We start from the raw sequence: 17,539 nt of genomic DNA on the forward strand, positions 1-17,539 counted from the left end.
CTTTTTTTATGGCTGCAGGATGGAAAATAACCTTAGCCTTCGCTCGGTGATTTCTCCGCTTTGCCGGCCAGCTGGGCGAGGAAGTCATACCGTTTCTGCAGATCGGCGGCGGCGTCTTTCCACAACTGCTCCGCCACCTCCGGCTGCTGGGCGTTCAGGCGACGGAAGCGTTGCTCGTTGAGCAGCGTCTCGGCCAGCGCGTCGGACGGCGGACGAGAATCCAGCGCCAGCGGCAGTTTGCCTTCGTCAGCGCGACGCGGGTCGAAGCGGTAGAGCGGCCAGAATCCAGTGGCGGTCAGCTGACGCATCTGATCGTGGCTGAGCGCCAGATCGTAGCCGTGCTCTTCGCAAGGACTGTAGGCGATGATCAGCGACGGTCCCGGATAGGCTTCCGCTTCCTGAATCGCTTTCACCGTCTGGTTCAGCTGCGCGCCCAGCGAAATCTGCGCCACATACACATGACCGTACATCATCATGCTGACGCCAAGATCTTTGCGCGCCTTGCGTTTACCGTGTTCGCCAAACTTGGTGACTGCCCCCAGCGGGGTGGCTTTTGACGCCTGGCCGCCGGTGTTGGAGTAACACTGGGTATCCAGCACCAGAATGTTGACGTTTTCCGTCAGGCTCAGCACATGATCCAGACCGCCGAAGCCAATATCGTAGGCCCAGCCGTCGCCACCGATCAGCCAGACGGATTTCTCCACCAGCGCGTCAGCATCGGTCAGCAGCTCTTCAGCGCCGTCCACGCCGGCCAGCGCCTGGCGCAGGGCCGCCACCTGTTCGCGGCGTACTTCCGGCGTCGCCTCGGCATGTAACGCCGCGTTCAACTCTGCCGGCAGTTTGTCGGCAAATTCGCTCAGCAGGCGCATCACGCGCTTACGGTGCTGGTCGACGGTTAAGCGGAAGCCGAGCCCGAATTCAGCGTTATCCTCAAACAGCGAGTTGGCCCATGCCGGGCCGCGGCCGTTGGCGTCGGTCGTATACGGCGTCGAGGGCAGGTTGCCGCCGTAAATGGAGGAGCAGCCGGTAGCATTGGCAATCAACATCCGATCGCCATACAGCTGGGTCAGCAGTTTGATATACGGCGTTTCGCCACAGCCGGAGCAGGCGCCGGAGTATTCAAACAGCGGGCTGATCAGCTGCGAGGTGCGAATATCAATCCGCTCCAGTTTTGTGCGGTCGATTTCCGGCAAGTTGAGGAAGTAATCGTAATTGACCTTCTCCTCTTCCACATGCTCCAGGCGCGACATCATATTGATGGCCTTGATCTCCGGGTTCTGGCGATCTTTCGCCGGGCACACTTCAACGCACAGGTTGCAGCCAGTGCAGTCTTCCGGGGCGACCTGCAGAACGTATTTTTGTCCGCGCATATCGCGGGATTTGACGTCCAGCGAGTGCAGACTGGCAGGGGCGTTCTCCATCTCTTCCGGCGCGACCACTTTGGCGCGGATCGCCGAGTGCGGGCAGGCGGCGACGCAGTGGTTGCACTGCGTACACAGCGCTTCCTTCCAGATGGGGATCTCTTCGGCGATATTGCGTTTCTCCCAGCGCGTGGTGCCCATGGGCCAGGTGCCGTCCGGCGGCAGGGCGGAGACCGGCAGCGCATCGCCGAGGCCGGCCAGCATCGCGGCGGTGACTGTTTTGACGAAATCCGGCGCGGCGTCGGAGACGACCGGCGGGCGGTTCGGACTGCTGGCGTTCACTGGCTGGAGCGGCACTTCCGCCAGCGATTCCCGGGCCAGGGCCAGCGCCTGCCAGTTGCGTTCCACCAGCTCCTGGCCTTTGCTGCTGTAGCTTTTGGCGATCGCCGCCTGCAGTTCCGCCAGCGCGCTGTCGCCCGGCAGGATGCGGGTGAGATGGAAGAACGCCATCTGCATCACGGTATTAATGCGCGCGCCGAGGCTGCACTCGCGGGCGATTTTCGCCGCGTTGACCACGTAAAAACGCGCTTTTTTCTGATTCAGAGTGGCCTGGACTTCCTGCGGCAAGCGAGACCAGACCTCATCGGCGCCGTAAGGCGTGTTAAGCAGGAAAATACCGCCGGGCTTCAGCCGCTCGGCCATCTGGTATTTATCGATAAACTGTAGCTGGTGGCAGCCGACGAAATCAGCCTGCGAAATCAGATACGAAGAACGAATCGGTTTTTCGCTGACGCGCAGATGCGAGACGGTGAGGCCGCCCGCTTTCTTCGAGTCATAGACAAAATAGCCCTGTGAGAACCACGGGGTCGAGTTGCCGATGATTTTGATGTTGTTTTTGGTGGCTGACACGCTGCCATCGCTGCCGAGACCGTAGAACAGGGCCTCGAGCTTGGCCTCTGCTGGCAGGGTATTTTCTCCCAGCGGCAGCGACAGATTGGTCACGTCATCATAGATACCGACGGTAAAGCGTGGCTTCGGCTGAGCGGACTGCAGTTCACTAAATACCGCCAGCACGCATTCCGGGCCGAACTCCTTGGAGGAGAGGCCATAGCGGCCGCCGATGGTGCGCGGCAGCGTCTCGCGCTCGCCGCGGTTAAAGGCTTCCGCCAGGGCGGTCATCACATCGAGATACAGCGGCTCGGCAAGCGCGCCAGGCTCTTTGGTGCGATCGAGCACCGCTACCGCCCGGGCGCTTTCCGGCAGCGCTGCCAGCAGGTGGGCGGCGGAGAATGGGCGATAGAGGCGCACTTTCAGCACGCCGACTTTCTCGCCGCGGCTCAGCAGTTCATCAACCACCTCTTCGCAGGTACCGATGGCCGAACCCATAATGACGATCACGCGCTCTGCCTGCGGGTGGCCGTAAAACTCAAACGGTTTGTACTGACGGCCGGTGGCGGCGGCGAAGTCGTTCATCGCCGTCTCAACATGGTCATAGACCGCGTCGTACCACGGATTGGTGGCCTCCCGGGACTGGAAGTAAGTGTCGGGGTTGGCCGAGGTTCCGCGGATCACCGGGTGTTCCGGATTGAGCGCGCGCTGGCGATGCTCGGCGATTTTATCCTGCGGTAGCAGGGCGCGAATGGTGTCATCCGCCAGCGGGGCGATTTTGTTGATTTCGTGCGAGGTGCGGAAACCATCAAAGAAATGAATAAACGGCACCCGGCTTTGCAGGGTGGCGATATGCGAGATCAGCGCAAAATCCTGCGCCTCCTGGACGCTGCTGGCGCACAGCATGGCGCAACCGGTCTGACGCACGGCCATGACGTCGGAATGATCGCCGAAGATCGATAGCGCGTGGGTGGCGACGGTGCGGGCGGCGACGTGCAGCACAAACGGCATCAGCTGGCCGGCCAGTTTGTACAGCGTGGGGATCATCAGCAGCAGACCCTGCGATGAGGTAAAGGAGGTGGAGAGGGCGCCGGTCTGCAGCGCGCCATGTACGGCGCCAATGGCGCCTGCCTCCGACTGCATTTCGACCACGCGGGGAACATCGCCCCAGACGTTTTTCAGCCCATTGCCGGCCCAGGCGTCGGCCTGTTCCGCCATCGTTGAACTGGGCGTGATCGGGTAGATGGCGATAACTTCACTGGTGCGAAACGCGACGGAAGCGACCGCGCCATTACCATCAATCGTAATCATATGAAGACACCCTTACATTGCGCAAAAGAATGGACACGTGAAACCGCGACGCGCCCTGTAATTATATAAGGGGTAGTTTAGCAAACCGTTGGCGCGGCCATTTTTGCATTTGTGTCCTCAATGCGCCGGCCACCCGTGACCAGATCAATATTTTGCATGGTTCGCGGAGAAAATGGCTTCCTGCCGAGTGTCGAGTCACGTGCGCCCGGCGACCAGGCCGGAGCAGATCAAGCTTTCGGCGAAAATTTGCTAGAAAATGTTAATGAGGCGCATAAATACGTACTTCCCCCCTCGACGCCGCCCGCCACGCTGCCTATTATTCTGGGGTTTGCTTTTTTAAGACGTTTCCGAGGGGAGAGAGAATGCGAGCTGCGATATTAGTTGGTTGTGCGGCGCTGTTGCTGTCGGCGTGCAGTAGTGAACCCGTTCAGCAGGCCACGGCGGCGCACGTCACGCCAGGCATGCGGGCGGCGATGAGCGACGCCGGTCAGGCCAACTGCGCCATGATAGGCGGCTCGTTATCGGTGGCTCGTCAGCTCGATGGTTCGGCGATTGGCATGTGCGCGCTGCCGAACGGCAAACGCTGCAGCGAGCAGGCGCTGGCGGGCGGCAGCTGCGGCTACTAACGGCGGCCCCATCGCGGGGCAGCGTCAGCGGCACCTCAAGGCCGGCTAATGCATCAGGTCGGCGAGCTTATAGACCAGCGTCTGGTCGGCGGTCGCCAGCGTCAACTGGTTTTCCGTCAGATCGACCTGCGCGCCTTCGCGCAACATCTTGCCGATCGTCGCGTCAAGGGTATTAAGCTGGGCATCGTGGCACAGCATCCGGGTCATCGCCAGCGACTTCACCTTCAGCTCGCCGTCCGACACCTTGCCTTCCCCGCTAAAACCGTTGCACATATTGCCCGAAACATACATCTTGCCCGTAATAGCCATCTTCTCGCCGAAGCTCAGCTCCAGCGGCCGGTCGCCGGCGTTGACCGCCTGGCCGTTGACGCTGGTCAGCACGAAGCGATGATGCTGCAGCTGTTCCGCGCCGGTGGACACCTTACTGTTATAGACACAGCCGGACAACAGCATACCTGCCGCCAGTAGCGCCGCCAATTTGTTCATTTTCACTCCAAAACATTCACATTACTAATAAAACCAAGCCAGTGTAACGGTATCGCAGCGGGGATCTGTGGGGATTATCTGAATGTGCTCCCCCCGGGAGAGGAGCACAAAAGGGAAAGGAATCAGACGATGGCGTTCGGGCAGGTTTCGCCGTTTGCGACCTGCTGCAGGTTGCCCAGGGTGGTCTCCGAAATGCTGATCAGCGCCTCAGCGGTGAGGAACGCCTGGTGGCCGGTGAACAGCACGTTGTGGCAGGCGGAGAGGCGGCGGAAAACGTCGTCCTGGATCACATCGTTGGATTTGTCTTCAAAGAACAGATCGCGTTCGTTCTCATAAACATCCAGCCCCAGCGCGCCAATTTTCTGGTGCTTCAGGGCGTCGATGGCCGCCTGGGAGTCGATCAGCGCGCCGCGGCTGGTGTTAATCACCATCACCCCGTCCTTCATCTGGTCAAACGCCTCGCGATTGAGCAGATGGTAGTTTTCGTCGGTCAGCGGGCAGTGCAGGGAGATCACGTCCGACTCCTTGTACAGTGTAGCGAGGTCGACATATTCCACCCCCAGCTCCAGCGCGGCGGCGCTTGGGTACGGGTCGAACGCCAGCAGGCGCATGCCGAAACCTTTGAGGATCCGCAGCATCGCCACGCCAATTTTCCCGGTGCCGATCACCCCGGCGGTTTTACCGTACATGGTGAAACCGGTGAGGCCTTCGAGGGAGAAGTTGGCATCACGGGTACGCTGATAGGCGCGGTGGATGCGACGGTTGAGCGACATCATCATACCGATCGCATGCTCAGCGACGGCTTCCGGCGAGTACGCCGGGACGCGGACCACGCGCAGGCCAAGCTCCTTTGCCGCCTCGAGGTCGACGTTGTTAAATCCGGCGCAGCGCAGAGCGATATACTTCACGCCGTGGGCCTTCAGCTCTTCCAGCACCGGGCGGCTGCCGTCGTCATTGACGAAGATACACACCGCTTCGCAACCGTTGGCGGTTTTGGCGGTCTTCGCTGTCAGCAGGAAGTCGAAGAATTCCAGTTCAAAGCCGTAGGTATCATTCACGTGCTGCAGGTACTTTTTATCGTACTGCTTCGTACTGTAAACCGCGATTTTCATAAGACTTTTCTCCAGTGATTATAACGTCACGGTAGCATATTTAAAATAATCGTACAATTATTAAAAAATAGTTTAAGTGTCAGGTGCTTATGCTAATTCTAGAGCATATCGCGGATTTGCGGAATCTCTTTGAAAGACAAAGTTTTTTCACCACAAACTGAGGCTTAAAGCGCCGGGGGAGAGCAGCAGAAACGGCCACAGCAGACCGGAGCTGACGTTAGCTAGCTGAAACGACCACAGCGGCAGGCCGCTGGCGCCGCTGACCAGGGGCAGGGTGGCGCGCAGGGGAGAGAGGAAGCGACTGAAAAAGACCGCCCACAGCCCGCGGCGCTGAAAAAAGAGTCGGCTGCGGGCCAGCCGCTCGGCGGTGAGCCAGCGTAACTGTGTGAGGCGGTGACGATAGCGAACGCCTAACCACCACGAGAGCCAGAATCCGCCGATGGCGCCGAGGCTGGCGCTGGACCACATTAACAGGAAATGACCGAGACTGGCGGAAGCGAATGTCCCCAACAGCAGCAGGCCGGAGGTGCCCGGGATCGCCAGCGACACCAGCGCGCAGGATTTAGTGAAGGTGAGCAGGAAAACCATTAGTAATACCAATGGATAGTGGCCCTGTGCGCTCTCAAAGAGCGAGATAATTAACGACACGGTCTCTCCCGCAAGCCATTTCTGTCTGGCTGGAGTGTGGCAGGCGCTGCTTAAACAAAAGCTAAATGATGACGGCCGATCGCCGTGCCGCGATACCGGCTGGCAACTATGCTTTAACAGGTCGCAAACTTTCACTCACTGGTCGAACGTGTCACAATGGGCGCCATTCGGCTTTTACTTATGTTGAATCAGGATATTAACTGCCCATGAAGGGTAAATATAAAGCCGCCATCGCGCTGGTGTTAGTGCTGGTGTTATTGCCGCTAACGCTGCTGTTGACGCTGACCCACTGGGTGCCGACGCTGGCGGGCATCTGGCTGCCTGTGGGCACTCGTATCTCGTTGCAGGAGAGCCCGCGTCTGACGCGGTCGGCTCTGCTGATCCCCGACCTGCGCTATCTGGTGGGCGACTGTGAACTCGCCCGGGTGACCGATACCCGCCTTTCGCGTCCCAGCCGCTGGCGGCTGCATATTGGCCAGCTGGACATCAACAGCGCTTGTCTGAGCAAACTGCCGGCCAGCGAGCCCACGCCGGGATCGCCGCGCACCCTCGCCGAATGGCAATCGATGTTGCCCTACAGTTGGTTAACGATTGATAACCTGCGGCTGTCGCCGTGGGAGAAATGGCAGGGGCGGCTGGTGATGTCGTTGACGCCAGCGCAGCAGGACATCGGCTTTGCCGGTAAGGAACTGAGTCTGCAGGCGCGCCTGCGCGGCCAGGCCCTCACCGTCAGCCAGTTCAGCGCCCGGCTGACTGACGATCAGCCGCCGGTGAAGCTGGTGGGAACCTTCCACCTGCCGCTGGTACCGGATGGTCTGCCGGTTGACGGCCAGATGCAGGGCACCTTTGAATTTCCACAAACCGCGGAATGGATCGATGCCGAGCTCGAGTGGCAGCACAATCGCGGCCAGCTGCTGGTGACGCCGCGCGGCGAGGTAGAGCCGATCCTGGACCTGCCGTGGGAGATCACCCCGGAGCGGATCACCATCAGCGACGGCCGCTGGCGCACCCGCTACCAGAACTACCCGCTCAGCGGGCGCCTCGCACTGTCGGTGGGCAACTGGCAGCAGGGGACCGAGCAGATGACCGTCAGCGGTCGCTTAAATGTCCTCACCGAGGGGCATGCCGGCAAAGGCAACGCGGTGCTGAATATCGGTCCGGGCAAGCTAAGCATGGATAACAGCGACATGCCGCTGCGGCTCACCGGCGAGGCCAAGCTGGGGGAGATGATCTTCTACGCGGCGCTGCCGGCGCAGCTCAGCGGGTCGCTGGTCAGCCCGCAGCTGGCGTTTCATCCCGGGGCGCTGCTGCGTTCGCGCGGACGAGTGATCGATGCGCTGAATATTGATGAAATTCGCTGGCCGCTGGCTGGGGTGAAAGTGACCCAGCAGGGCGTCGATGGCCGCCTGCAGGCGATCCTCCGCGCCCATGAGCAGCAGATGGGCGACTTTACGCTGCATCTGGACGGTCAGGCGAGCGATTTTCTGCCTGACAGCGGCCGCTGGCAATGGCGCTACTGGGGTGAGGGACACTTCACCCCGATGCAGGCGCGCTGGGATGTGAAGGGCAGCGGGGAGTGGCGCGACAATGCTATTACCCTGAGCAGCCTCTCCACCGGCTTCGATAAGCTCGAGTACGGCACGATGCGGGTCAGTACGCCGCGTCTGACGCTCGAGCAGCCGATCCGCTGGCTGCGTGATGCCCAGCACCCGCGGTTGACCGGCGCGCTGTCGCTGGACGCGGCCAAAACCACCTTCTCCGGCGGCAGCTATCTCCCGGCGTCAACGCTGAAATTTGCCCTCGACGGCCGGGACCCGACGTGGTTCCAGTTCACCGGCGCCCTGCACGCCGATACCATTGGCCCGGTGCGGCTGACCGGGCGCTGGGATGGCGAACGGCTGCGCGGCCAGGCGTGGTGGCCAAAACAGTCGCTGACGGTGTTCCAGCCGCTGGTGCCACCGGACTGGAAGATGAATCTGCGGGAAGGCAGTCTCTATGCGCAGGTGGCCTTTTCGGCAGCAGCCGGGCAGGGATTTGAGGCGGGCGGCCACGGCGTGCTGAAGGGCGGCAGCGCCTGGATGCCGGACAATCAGATTAACGGCGTCGACTTCGTGCTGCCATTCCGTTTCAGCGACGGCCACTGGCAGCTGGGCACCCGCCGTCCGGTCTCCCTGCGTATTGGCGAAATCGTCAACCAGGTTACCGCGCGCAATCTGACGGCGGACCTGCAGGGCACCTGGCCGTGGAGTGAGGCCAATCCGCTGCAGCTCAGCGACGTCAGCGTCGATCTGTTAGGCGGAAAACTGACCCTGCTGCAGCTGCGCATGCCGCAGCGCGACCCGGCGCTGATCCGTCTGCAACATATCTCCAGCAGCGAACTCACCAGCGCCGTCAAGGTGAAGCAGTTCGCTATGTCCGGGGCGGTGAGCGGCGCGCTGCCGCTGTGGCTGGAAAACAACCAATGGATCATCCACGACGGCTGGCTGCGTAATGACGGGCCGATGACCCTGCGGCTGGATAAAGACACTGCCGATGCGCTGGTGGCGGACAATGTCTCCGCCGGGGCGGCGATTAACTGGCTGCGCTATATGGAGATCTCCCGCTCGTGGACGCGGATTAACCTCGACAATCTGGGCGTATTGACGCTTAAGGCCACCATCAACGGTACCAGCCGGGTGGACGGGAAAAGCAGTACCGTGCATTTAAACTACGCTCATGAAGAGAATATTTTCGACCTGTGGCGCAGTTTACGCTTCGGCGACAATTTACAGGCGTGGCTCGAACAGAATGCCATGCTGCCCGTGCGGCACTGTACGGACGGTAAGACATGTAAGGAACCTAAATGAAGAAGTTGCTAGTGGCCATGGTGGCGCCGATGCTGCTCGCCGGCTGTACGCCGCGTATCGAAATTGCGGCATCGAAAGAGCCCATCACTATTAATATGAATGTCAAAATTGAGCATGAGATCCATATCAAGGTCGATAAGGATGTGGAAAATCTGCTGAAATCCCGCAGCGATCTGTTCTGAGGCGACGATGAGAAAACGACTGTTAAGCGCAGCGCTGGCGCTGACCTTACTCAGCGCGCCCGCGCTGGCGTTGACCCTGAGCGAAGCGCGGCAGCAGGGGCGGGTGGGGGAAACGCTGAACGGCTATCTGGCGCCGCTGCGCCAGGATAAAGAGACCTTAGCGCTGGTGAAGCAGATCAACGCCGCGCGCAGCGAAAGCTACCAGCAGCTGGCGGATGACAACAATCTGCCGGTAGATGAAGTGGCGAAAATGGCCGGGCAGAAGCTGGTGGCCCGCGCTCAGCCCGGGGAGTACGTCCAGGGGCTGAACGGCCAGTGGCGGCGTAAATGATCAGCGGCAGCGCTTGCGGTATTCGCCCGGCGAGACGCCAAAGCGCTGCTTAAAGGCGGTGGAGAAATGGCTGTGGTCGCTGAAGCCCCAGCGGTAGCCGATCCCCGCCAGCTTTTCGTCGTCATGGGCGTTCTGTAGCGCCCGGGCGCACAGATCCAACCGCCGGTTCTTAATATACTGCGCCACCACCAGCCCTTTGTCGGCAAACAGCCGGTACAGGCTGCGTACCGACATCCCCGTCTCGCTGGCCAGCCACTCCGGGCGCAAATGCTCCGACTGAATGGACGCATCGATTAAGGCAATAATCTTTTGAAACTGCTTTTCCCGCCGGGAAGGGGCAGGCTCGCGCTGATGCAGCACCGGGCGCAACAGGCAGGCGATCGCCTCCAGCGCCGCTTCACTCTCGCTGGCGGAGAGCGCCGTGCCGCCCATGCTTTCCAGCAGCAGTCGCTGGCTGAGCTGCACCATTGGCAGGGATTTGTCCAGCCGGCAGGCGGTGGCGATGTCGCCTGTGGGCGCCACCCGCTGGCGCGGCAGCAGCAGGGAGGCCTGACGCGAGGTCTGCTGCCAGACAATCGAGCAGGGGCGGGCGGCGTCGATTAACGTGATATCGCCTGCCGCCAGCGTCACCTGGCGATCGTCCTGTTCGATGATGGCTTCGCCGGCAAGCTGAAATACGGTGTAGAACCAGGCGTCGTTATCGCGTTTTATCTCATTGTGTGTGCGGTAGAGATTAACGCCGGCGGCGGTGACCGTGCTGACCTTGAGGCTGCCGGCGTAGCGGGCGTCAATCTCGCCGTGGAAGCGCCCCTCCAGCGGCCGGGCGGCGAAATGGCCGCAGACCTGATTGATCGTCGCCAGCCAGCGCTGGTACGCCAGCCCTCCCTCTGCCGTGGTCATCATTCGCCCTTCTCCTGTAATAACAATGTTTCCGCATTGTTGCATTTATGCCGCCTCAGGCAAGGCCGCGATGGCGGGTATATGAAAGAACTATTACCTGCGGCACATTTCTGCCAGGGTAAGCCGCGGATTTGCGGCGACTGTCACAGCGGCGCAAACGAATGTCACAGAGAAAAAAGCGCCAGCCGCCAACCGGACATAGACTGAAAGCACTATCCGCGAAGAATAAGGAAAGGGTATGTCCACCTCTCAGATAGCGCTGCTTGCCAGCGTCCAGCAGTTTTTAGACCGTCAGCATGGCCTGTATATCGACGGCGCTCCCTGCGCCGCGCAGAGCGAAAACCGGTTAACCGTCTGGGATCCGGCCACCGGGCAGGCGATTGCCACCACCGCCGACGCCAGCCCGGCGGATGTTGACCGGGCGGTAATGTCCGCCTGGCGCGCTTTTGTCGATCGCCGCTGGGCCGGGCGCACCCCGGCCGACCGTGAACGCATCCTGCTGCGTTTTGCCGACCTGGTGGAGCAGCACGGCGAAGAGCTGGCGCAACTGGAAACCCTTGAGCAGGGCAAATCCATTGCGATCTCTCGCGCCTTTGAGGTCGGCTGCACCCTGAACTGGATGCGCTACACCGCGGGGCTGACCACCAAGATCAGCGGCCGGACGCTGGACGTGTCGATCCCGTTCCCGCAAGGGGCGCGTTACCAGGCGTGGACCAAAAAAGAGCCGGTCGGGGTGGTGGCGGGCATCGTCCCGTGGAATTTCCCGCTGATGATCGGCATGTGGAAGGTCATGCCGGCCCTGGCGGCAGGCTGTTCGATCGTCATCAAACCTTCTGAAACCACCCCGCTGACCCTGCTGCGGGTGGCGGAGCTGGCGACCCTGGCGGGCATACCTGACGGGGTATTCAACGTGGTCACCGGCAGCGGCGCCGGCTGCGGCGCGGCGCTGACCGCCCATCCGCAGGTAGCGAAGGTCAGCTTTACCGGCTCGACGGCGACCGGGAAACAGATCGCCCGCGTGGCCGCCGACCGCCTGACTCGCGTGACGCTGGAGCTGGGCGGCAAGAACCCGGCGATTGTGCTCAAAGATGCCGATCCCCAGTGGGTTATTGAGGGGCTGATGACCGGTAGCTTCCTCAATCAGGGGCAGGTCTGCGCCGCCAGCTCGCGGATCTACATCGAAGCGCCGCTGTTTGACACCCTGGTCAGCGGTTTCGAGCAGGCGGTAAAATCGCTGCAGGTGGGGCCGGGGATGCAGGAGACGGCGCAGATCAACCCGGTGGTCTCCCGGGCCCACTGCGACAAGGTGGCGGCCTACCTCGAAGAGGCTCGCCAGCAGAAGGCAGAGCTCATCAGCGGCAGCGCCGGACCGGATGCGGGGGGGTATTATATTCCGCCGACGCTGGTGGTTAACCCCGACGCCGGGCTGCGCCTCACCCGTGAGGAGGTGTTTGGCCCGGTGGTGAACCTGGTGCGGGTGGCCGACGGCGAGGAGGCGCTGCGTCTGGCCAACGACAGCGATTTTGGCCTGACCGCCAGCGTCTGGACCCGCGATCTAACCCAGGCCCTGAACTACACCGACCGTCTGCAGGCGGGAACGGTATGGGTCAACAGCCATACCCTGATTGACGCCAACCTGCCTTTCGGCGGCATGAAGCAGTCTGGTACCGGCCGCGATTTCGGCCCTGACTGGCTCGACGGCTGGTGCGAAACCAAATCCGTCTGCGTGCGTTACTAGACCGCTGTCGGGGAAAGCGAATGGCTTTTCCCGACGCGCCGCTTGCCGACCTCCGGTCTTTCTCGCTACTGTGGAGGGCAATCTTTGCCCAACCAGGGCGGTGAATCATCAGGAGGTCTTCGGCATGACAGCATTTCCTAAGGTTGCACTTATTGGTCCCGGCGCCATCGGCACGACTATCGCCGCCGCCTTGTTTGAGGTGGGGAGGGCGCCGATGGTCTGCGGGCGTACCGCCCATTCGGCGCTGGTGCTGCGCACTGACGAGGGCGAGATCGTGGTGCCCGGCCCGGTGTACACCGACCCAACGGCGATAGCCGCCCCCTTCGACCTGGTCTTTGTCGCGGTGAAAACCACCCAGACGGAGGCCATCGCCCCCTGGCTGACGGCCCTGTGTTCCGCGGACACCGTGGTGTGCGTGCTGCAAAACGGCGTTGAACAGCGCCAGCAGTTTGCCCCCCTGACCGGCGGCGCGACGGTGTTGCCCTCGGTGGTCTGGTTTCCGGCGCAGCGCGATGCCGATGCCTCTGTCTGGCTGCGCGCCACGCCGCGCCTGACCCTCCCGGATCTGCCGGGGGCAGAGCGAGTGCAGCAGGCGCTGGCGGGGACCCGCTGCGCGGTGGACCTGGCGGCGGATTTTACCACCGTGGCCTGGCGTAAACTGTTGCAGAACGCCGTCGCCGGACTGATGGTGCTGACCGGACGCCGCGCCGGGATGTTTGCCCGGGAAGACATTACTGCCCTCGGACTGGCTTATTTGCGCGAATGTCTGCAGGTGGCGCGGGCGGAAGGGGCCGCCCTGGGCGACAGCGTGCCGGAGGAGATTATCGCCGGCTTTCACCGGGCGCCTGCCGACTTAAGCACCTCTATTCTGATCGATCGTCTGAATGGCCGACCGCTGGAGTGGGATATTCGTAACGGCGTGGTGCAGCGTCGCGGACGTCAGCACGGCATTCCGACACCGCTCAGCGATATCATCGTGCCGCTGCTGGCGGCAGCCAGCGACGGCCCGGGCTGACCCGGGCAGGCGCGGGGGTTAGTCCACCAGGGAGGGATCGAGGTCGATCATTAACTGCTTCATTTCGGCAAAATGCTGCCGCGAGAAATCGGCAATCTTCTCCCAGTCCTGGGCCGTTTTTTCCGCTACCGCGTCTGACAGAACCTTCAGCGGATGGCCGGTGGACCAGGCGGTGATCAGGATCTGACAGGCGCGCTCCAGGGTCCAGATATCATCGAACGCCTCGCCGATGGTCGGGGCGGTCACCAGCACCCCGTGATTCCCCATCAGCAGGCGGCGTTTGTCCGCCAGCAGGCCCGCCAGCCGGGCGCCTTCTGCCGCGTTGTCCGCCATCCCGCCGTACAGCGTATCGACGGCGACCCGGTTAAAATAGCGGGCCGTGTTCTGGTCGATGGGCAGGATCTGCGGCGTCGCCAGACAGGCGAGGCTGGTGGTGTACACCGGGTGCAGATGCAGCACCACCCGCACGTCCGGGAGCCGCTGATGGATCTGCCCGTGAATAGCCCACGCGGTGGCATCGACGTCAGGGCGCGCGGCGCAACGTTCATCATCGGCGTTCAGCACCAGCAGATCGCTGGCGCGGATGCGCGAAAAGTGTTTCCACTTCGGGTTGAGTAAAAACGTTTTCCCGTCAGCGGAGAGCGCGGCGCTGAAATGGTTGGCCACCGCCTCATGCATGCCGAGATGGGCAATGATGCGAAAGGTGGCCGCCAGGTCGATGCGGATCTGCTCTTCATCGGAATCGCGCATGGGCATTACTCCGCTTTCGGCATCAGGGTCTGCAGATCGTCCGCCGTCGGCGCCTGGAAGTGATATTTCTTCAGCAGGGCGGCATATTCCGGCGTCGCGCTGTATTTTTTCAGCGCCTCTTCGAGGGCGGTTTTCACCTCAGTATTGCCTTTTTTAACGCCAAAGCCGTTCAGCACCGGATAGATCAGCGTGTCAGAGGAGATAACCACCCGGTCACCCAGTTTTTCCACCACCCCGCGCGCCACGGCGGCGTCGGTGATCTGCGCATCCACCGCGCGCGACAACAGCGCCTGGGTGGTCTGCGGGTCGGTGGTATAAACGCTCAGCGCAATCGGCTTCAACCCCTTCTTCACGCAGTAGTCGGCGGAAAGCTTCTGCAATTGCGCCAGCCACGAGGTGGCGCCCATCGAGCCGATTTTATGCCCGCAGAAGTCCTCCGGGGTCTTAGGCTGGTAGTCGCCGCCTTTGCGGGCGAGGATCGCTTCCCCACTTTTCAGGTACGGCACCATATCGATCACCTTCAGGCGTTCGGCGGTAATGTACATCGACGAGTTGGTGATATCGAAGCGCCCACCCTGCAGCCCGGGGATCAGGTTGGGGAAGCGGGTATCGATATTCACTGCTTCACGGCCCATAGTCTTCGCCAGACCATCGAGCAGCTCGATGTCAAAACCGGCTGGCTTATTGTTTTCCATGTACTCGTAAGGAAAAAAGGTCATGTCCGAACCGGCGGTGATCTTACCGCTTTGCTGAAAGGCCAGTGCGCTAAAGGATGTCAGAGCAGCCGCTGCGCAGAGCAGCAGGGTCAGCGGGCGTGGTGCGAAAATGCGTGTCATAAAACCTCCGGAGTGTGGGCAAATTACATGCTGGCGCGATCGGCGCCGGCCTGCTGAACAAAAAACGAAGCGCCGCGCGGCTTCTGCGGCAGACGAAGCTGGTTATTGGTGCTGCGCACCAGACCGCTCTCTTCTCCTGCGACCAGTTGGCCGGCATGGCGGCTCGGCAGCGGGTTTTCGCCGTAGGGTAGCGCATCCTCCGCGGCGTAGACGCTGATGAACAGGGTGCGCGGCAGGGCGGTCTCGTTGGGGCTGGAGGCGTGCAGCAGGCGGGTATGCATAAAGCAGACTGAGCCCGCCGGGCCAAAACAGGCCTGCGGCTGCTGGCAGTGCGTCGCCACCACCTCATCATCCACCGCCCCCGTGAAGCGCCCCTCCTGCCAGTGGGACCACAGCGGCCCCTGATGACTGCCCGGCACCACGTTGAGCGGGCCATTCTCTGGGGTCACCTCGCTGACCATCAGCAGGGCGGTGATGATGTCGTCATTGCTGTGTGGGGTGAAAAGGAAATCCTGATGCCATTTCACCTCGGTGGCGGTGTGCGGCAGCTTGGAGTTAATTTTGCTGTGATGAAAGCGGGTGCCGCTGCCGCCGATCAATTGCGCGGCGATGGTCGCCATCCGCGAGTTAAGCGCAGTATGGCGATAGGCCTCGGAGATCTCCGTCGGGGAGGCGACCCGGCGCAGCGACGGATGGTCAGGAGCATGATCGCGCTCGATATCGAAGCGTGGCCGCCCGTCGAGGGTTTCTCCCCACACCGTCGCGTGACCGCGGCTCTCCTCGACCCAGCCGTCGAAATCGCTCTGCAGGGCGGCGATGTCGGCGCTGGAAAGCACCTCTTCGACCACCAGAAAACCCTGCTGATGAAACTGATCAATTTGCCACTGCGCAATCATAGTTTTTCCTCTTCACGTTCCGATAGTTAAGCCAGAGAAACATCTTTGAGAAAGGCCTCGACCCGCGGGTGTTGCCCGCTACGCATCGCCTGCGGCGTGTCATCGCACACCACCCGGCCTTTCTCCATAAACACGATCCGGTCGGACACTTTGAAGGCGAAGTTCATCTCGTGGGTGACGATGACCATGGTGATGCCTTCGTGGGCCAGGGATTCGATAACCTGCAGCACTTCATTCACTTTTTCCGGATCCAGCGCCGAGGTGGGCTCATCGAACAGCATGATCTGCGGACGCATCATCAGGGCGCGGGCGATCGCCACCCGCTGCTGCTGTCCGCCGGAGAGCTGGTGTGGATACTTCCAGGCGTGCTCCAGCATGCCCACTTTGTGCAGCAGTTCGCAGGCGTGCTGGCGGAGCTCCGCGTCACTTGCCAGATGGTGATAGCGCGGGGCCAGCAGCAGATTGCCGAACACGGTCAGATGCGGGAACAGGTTAAAGCTCTGGAACACCATGCCGATGTTCAGGCGATGTTCGGCATTCTCCATAAAGCGCGGCTTCTGCTGCCCCTGACGGTCGAGGTGAATAAAGGGTTGGCCGTTAATCTGAATTTCGCCGTTATCGATCTGCTCAAGACCGTTCAGCAGGCGAATGAGGGTGGTTTTCCCCGAGCCTGACGGACCGATGACCGAGACCACCTCGCCGGGCTGGATCTGCAGGCTCACCGCCCCCAGCACTTCGACGTTGTTGTAGGCCTTATGCAGCTTAGAGGCCTGCAGCGCCGGCTCATGACTCTGGGCGACGCTGCGCGCCATCGCCGGGCGGCGGGCGCTGGCCAGCCGCTGCATCTCGGCATCTACCGGACGAGCGGTATTGCGCTGGGTTACGTCAAGGTAGTTCTCCAGCCGTTTCAGCAGAAAATCGAACACCGTGACGATAAAGATGTAATAAAACGCCACGGCCGTCATCGTCTCCATGACCAGAAAGTTCTGCGAGTAGAGCTGCTGGCCGACCATTAATATTTCGGTCAGGGAGATCACCGACACCAGCGAACTGAGCTTCACGATGGCGATATATTCATTGGCCAGCGCCGGCAGGGCGACGCGCAGCGCCTGGGGGATGATCACCCGCCACTGGATCCCGGCGTAGCGCAACCCCAGGGCCCGCGCGGCTTCGCTCTGCCCGCGAGGGATGGAGAGCAATCCGCCGCGGTGGATCTCGGCGATATAAGCCGCTTCGCTGAGGACCATTGCCAGCAGGCCGGCCCAGAAGGGATCGTTCAGCACCGGGGCGAAGGAGGGCAGCGCCTGCGGCATGTTGTAGACAAAAATCAGCAGGACCAGCAGCGGCATACTGCGAAATAACCAGATATACAGCCGGGCTGGGGTGGATAACCAGCCGCGCGGCGACTGTTTGGCCAGCGCCAGAATAAATCCGAGCACAATACTGCAGCCCCAGGTCAGCAGACTTAATTTAATGACGGTCCAGGTGGCCCACCAAAAATCGGCATCGCTGAGCAGGCTTAACATGTAGTTCCAGTTAAACGTCATGGGCTATTTCACTCGTCATAATTATCAAAAATGAAAGTGGCTCGGCTGTGCCGTAATGGAGCGCCA

15 protein-coding genes are annotated in these 17,539 nt (G+C 61.5%); 6 read left to right on the plus strand and 9 right to left on the minus strand.

Annotated elements, in window-relative coordinates:
* Positions 1-32: 32 nt before the first annotated feature.
* Complete coding sequence (nifJ, locus tag SPE70_RS11455; RefSeq protein WP_110196357.1) at positions 33-3,560, minus strand: pyruvate:ferredoxin (flavodoxin) oxidoreductase; 3,528 nt, start codon at positions 3,558-3,560, stop codon at positions 33-35.
* Between the two features lie 362 nt (positions 3,561-3,922).
* Here nifJ and SPE70_RS11460 point away from each other — a divergent pair, with 362 nt between their 5' ends.
* On the plus strand, positions 3,923-4,186 hold the full coding sequence (locus SPE70_RS11460; protein ID WP_008805145.1) for a putative hemolysin: 264 nt from the start codon (positions 3,923-3,925) through the stop codon (positions 4,184-4,186).
* A 45-nt stretch (positions 4,187-4,231) separates the two neighbouring features.
* Here SPE70_RS11460 and hslJ read toward each other — a convergent pair whose 3' ends face one another.
* The 3 genes from hslJ to SPE70_RS11475 form a co-directional block, all read right to left on the minus strand.
* Positions 4,232-4,672 carry a heat shock protein HslJ gene (gene hslJ / locus SPE70_RS11465; protein WP_008805144.1) on the minus strand — a complete coding sequence of 147 codons (441 nt, stop codon included), beginning with the start codon at positions 4,670-4,672 and terminating at the stop codon, positions 4,232-4,234.
* Between the two features lie 122 nt (positions 4,673-4,794).
* Positions 4,795-5,784: a 2-hydroxyacid dehydrogenase gene (locus SPE70_RS11470; RefSeq protein ID WP_008805143.1), complete on the minus strand. Its 990-nt coding sequence runs from the start codon at positions 5,782-5,784 to the stop codon at positions 4,795-4,797.
* Positions 5,785-5,931: 147 nt separating this feature from the next.
* Positions 5,932-6,432: a DedA family protein gene (locus SPE70_RS11475; RefSeq protein ID WP_008805142.1), complete on the minus strand. Its 501-nt coding sequence runs from the start codon at positions 6,430-6,432 to the stop codon at positions 5,932-5,934.
* Between the two features lie 206 nt (positions 6,433-6,638).
* On the opposite strand from SPE70_RS11475, the gene SPE70_RS11480 reads away from it, so the two are divergent.
* From SPE70_RS11480 to SPE70_RS11490, 3 genes are read left to right on the plus strand one after another with little or no spacing between them, the layout of a single operon-like run.
* Positions 6,639-9,278, plus strand: coding sequence for a YdbH family protein (locus tag SPE70_RS11480; RefSeq protein ID WP_063105650.1), 2,640 nt, complete (start codon positions 6,639-6,641; stop codon positions 9,276-9,278).
* On the plus strand, positions 9,275-9,460 hold the full coding sequence (locus SPE70_RS11485; RefSeq protein WP_016160896.1) for a YnbE family lipoprotein: 186 nt from the start codon (positions 9,275-9,277) through the stop codon (positions 9,458-9,460). The genes SPE70_RS11480 and SPE70_RS11485 overlap by 4 nt, the downstream gene beginning before the upstream one ends.
* 7 nt (positions 9,461-9,467) lie before the next feature.
* Positions 9,468-9,791, plus strand: a complete 324-nt coding sequence (locus tag SPE70_RS11490; protein WP_012541948.1) for a YdbL family probable chaperone protein — start codon at positions 9,468-9,470, stop codon at positions 9,789-9,791.
* Here SPE70_RS11490 and feaR read toward each other — a convergent pair whose 3' ends face one another.
* A complete protein-coding gene (feaR, locus tag SPE70_RS11495; protein ID WP_023322506.1) occupies positions 9,792-10,694 on the minus strand; it encodes a transcriptional regulator FeaR in 903 nt (300 codons plus the stop codon).
* Positions 10,695-10,929: 235 nt separating this feature from the next.
* Between feaR and SPE70_RS11500 the strand changes: the two genes are divergently transcribed.
* Positions 10,930-12,429 carry an aldehyde dehydrogenase family protein gene (locus SPE70_RS11500; RefSeq protein ID WP_012541945.1) on the plus strand — a complete coding sequence of 500 codons (1,500 nt, stop codon included), beginning with the start codon at positions 10,930-10,932 and terminating at the stop codon, positions 12,427-12,429.
* Positions 12,430-12,553: 124 nt separating this feature from the next.
* On the plus strand, positions 12,554-13,444 hold the full coding sequence (locus tag SPE70_RS11505) for an oxidoreductase (protein ID WP_063105649.1): 891 nt from the start codon (positions 12,554-12,556) through the stop codon (positions 13,442-13,444).
* 18 nt (positions 13,445-13,462) lie between these two features.
* Here the strand turns inward: SPE70_RS11505 and SPE70_RS11510 are convergent, their stop codons facing one another.
* Genes SPE70_RS11510 through SPE70_RS11525 form a run of 4 tightly spaced genes read right to left on the minus strand, consistent with a single transcriptional unit; the run spans position 13,463 to position 17,473 of the window.
* Complete coding sequence (locus tag SPE70_RS11510; RefSeq protein ID WP_008805136.1) at positions 13,463-14,194, minus strand: class II aldolase and adducin N-terminal domain-containing protein; 732 nt, start codon at positions 14,192-14,194, stop codon at positions 13,463-13,465.
* 5 nt (positions 14,195-14,199) lie between these two features.
* Complete coding sequence (locus SPE70_RS11515; RefSeq protein WP_008805135.1) at positions 14,200-15,030, minus strand: ABC transporter substrate-binding protein; 831 nt, start codon at positions 15,028-15,030, stop codon at positions 14,200-14,202.
* A 23-nt stretch (positions 15,031-15,053) separates the two neighbouring features.
* A complete protein-coding gene (locus tag SPE70_RS11520; RefSeq protein WP_004224469.1) occupies positions 15,054-15,926 on the minus strand; it encodes a phytanoyl-CoA dioxygenase family protein in 873 nt (290 codons plus the stop codon).
* Positions 15,927-15,952: 26 nt separating this feature from the next.
* Complete coding sequence (locus tag SPE70_RS11525) at positions 15,953-17,473, minus strand: amino acid ABC transporter permease/ATP-binding protein (protein ID WP_004224471.1); 1,521 nt, start codon at positions 17,471-17,473, stop codon at positions 15,953-15,955.
* Between the last annotated feature and the right edge of the window lie 66 nt (positions 17,474-17,539).

It is taken from the genome of Klebsiella sp. ZJOU C1 (assembly GCF_035620215.1).
Classification (GTDB): Bacteria; Pseudomonadota; Gammaproteobacteria; order Enterobacterales; family Enterobacteriaceae; genus Klebsiella; species Klebsiella variicola.

Bases quoted from the DNA above. Each gene is read 5' to 3' on its own strand.
- nifJ (WP_110196357.1), bottom strand. From the start codon at position 3,560: ATGATTACGATTGATGGTAATGGCGCGGTCGCTTCCGTCGCGTTTCGC.
- SPE70_RS11460 (WP_008805145.1), top strand. From the start codon at position 3,923: ATGCGAGCTGCGATATTAGTTGGTTGTGCGGCGCTGTTGCTGTCGGCG.
- hslJ (WP_008805144.1), bottom strand. From the start codon at position 4,672: ATGAACAAATTGGCGGCGCTACTGGCGGCAGGTATGCTGTTGTCCGGC.
- SPE70_RS11470 (WP_008805143.1), bottom strand. From the start codon at position 5,784: ATGAAAATCGCGGTTTACAGTACGAAGCAGTACGATAAAAAGTACCTG.
- SPE70_RS11480 (WP_063105650.1), top strand. From the start codon at position 6,639: ATGAAGGGTAAATATAAAGCCGCCATCGCGCTGGTGTTAGTGCTGGTG.
- SPE70_RS11485 (WP_016160896.1), top strand. From the start codon at position 9,275: ATGAAGAAGTTGCTAGTGGCCATGGTGGCGCCGATGCTGCTCGCCGGC.
- SPE70_RS11490 (WP_012541948.1), top strand. From the start codon at position 9,468: ATGAGAAAACGACTGTTAAGCGCAGCGCTGGCGCTGACCTTACTCAGC.
- feaR (WP_023322506.1), bottom strand. From the start codon at position 10,694: ATGATGACCACGGCAGAGGGAGGGCTGGCGTACCAGCGCTGGCTGGCG.
- SPE70_RS11500 (WP_012541945.1), top strand. From the start codon at position 10,930: ATGTCCACCTCTCAGATAGCGCTGCTTGCCAGCGTCCAGCAGTTTTTA.
- SPE70_RS11505 (WP_063105649.1), top strand. From the start codon at position 12,554: ATGACAGCATTTCCTAAGGTTGCACTTATTGGTCCCGGCGCCATCGGC.
- SPE70_RS11510 (WP_008805136.1), bottom strand. From the start codon at position 14,194: ATGCGCGATTCCGATGAAGAGCAGATCCGCATCGACCTGGCGGCCACC.
- SPE70_RS11515 (WP_008805135.1), bottom strand. From the start codon at position 15,030: ATGACACGCATTTTCGCACCACGCCCGCTGACCCTGCTGCTCTGCGCA.
- SPE70_RS11520 (WP_004224469.1), bottom strand. From the start codon at position 15,926: ATGATTGCGCAGTGGCAAATTGATCAGTTTCATCAGCAGGGTTTTCTG.
- SPE70_RS11525 (WP_004224471.1), bottom strand. From the start codon at position 17,473: ATGACGTTTAACTGGAACTACATGTTAAGCCTGCTCAGCGATGCCGAT.